This is a genomic window from Streptomyces sp. NPDC005899 (assembly GCF_040629645.1).
Lineage (GTDB): Bacteria > Actinomycetota > Actinomycetes > Streptomycetales > Streptomycetaceae > Streptomyces.
Genome location: NZ_JBEXWB010000707.1, coordinates 1 through 1092, shown reverse-complemented (window position 1 = coordinate 1092; position 1092 = coordinate 1). Strand labels below are relative to the sequence as shown.

Here is a 1092-nt window from a genome sequence, read left to right as displayed (position 1 = left end):
GGACACGCCCGGGGGCGCGGCCACGGCGGCGCCGCCGGTCCTGTGCTCCAGACGCGAGGTGGAGCGCGCGGTCATCCAGAACGCGGTCCGGCACGCCGTGTTCACCCTCCCCCCGGAGTCGGTTCCGGACGGGGCCGCGCTCTTCGAACTGTTCGTGGAGCACGGTTGCCGGGTGTGGCTGGTCACCGATCAGGTGACGGTCGCCCCCTACCGGCGGGCGCCCGGACACGACCACCTGTGGGGCTTCTCCGCGCACCTGTTGCACGGCGGCCCGCGCCGCCCGGCCGGCCACCGGGTGAAGCGGGCCATGGACGCCGTCCTGGCCACGGCCGCCCTGATCGCGGCGAGTCCGGTGATGGCGCTCTGCGCCCTGGCCGTGAGGGTCTGCGACGGCCCCGGGGTCGTCTTCCGGCAGGAACGCGTCGGCCGGTACGGGCGCACCTTCGTCCTGCTGAAGTTCCGCACCCTGCGCCCGGCCGACGCGCACGAGTCGGCCACCCGGTGGAACGTGTCGGCCGACGGGCGGATGAGCCGGGTCGGCAGGTTCCTGCGCCGCACCTCGCTCGACGAGCTGCCGCAGCTGTGGAACGTGGTGCGCGGCGACATGAGCCTGGTCGGACCGCGTCCCGAACGCCCCTACTTCGTGCAGCAGTTCAGCCGCATCCACCCCGGCTACCGGGCCCGGCACCGGATGCCGGTCGGCATCACGGGCCTGGCCCAGGTGCACGGGCTGCGCGGGGACACCTCCATCGAGGACCGGGCCCGCTTCGACAACCGGTACATCGAGACGTGGTCCCTCTGGCAGGACGTGTGCGTCCTCGCCCGCACCGCGGGCTCCGTGTTCCGGCTCGGAGGCAGCTGACCCGTGACCCCGACCCTGACCGCGCCGGCCTCGGCCGCCGCCGCGACGTCCCGCTCCGGCCCCTACTCCGGTGGCGCACCGCCCCCGTCCCCGCACCGCCGGCGGATCGGTGGGCCGCTGCTGCCGGTGCTCGCGACCGTGCTGCTCCAGGCCGCGCCGGCCGGCGCGACGGAGGCCGGCACGGTGTACGGCGTCCCCGCGGCCGACCACCTCTCGGGCGTGGCGGTGCT

1 protein-coding gene and 1 pseudogene are annotated in these 1092 nt (G+C 75.5%); both read left to right on the top strand.

Translation table 11 applies throughout. The features are described from left to right. Window positions 1-862 (top strand): sugar transferase (locus ABZ371_RS32820; RefSeq protein ID WP_358686634.1); only part of this gene is annotated, 862 nt, incomplete at its 5' end. A 3-nt stretch (window positions 863-865) separates the two neighbouring features. Beyond that, a pseudogene (locus ABZ371_RS32815) lies at window positions 866-1092 on the top strand (hypothetical protein); the annotation flags it as partial.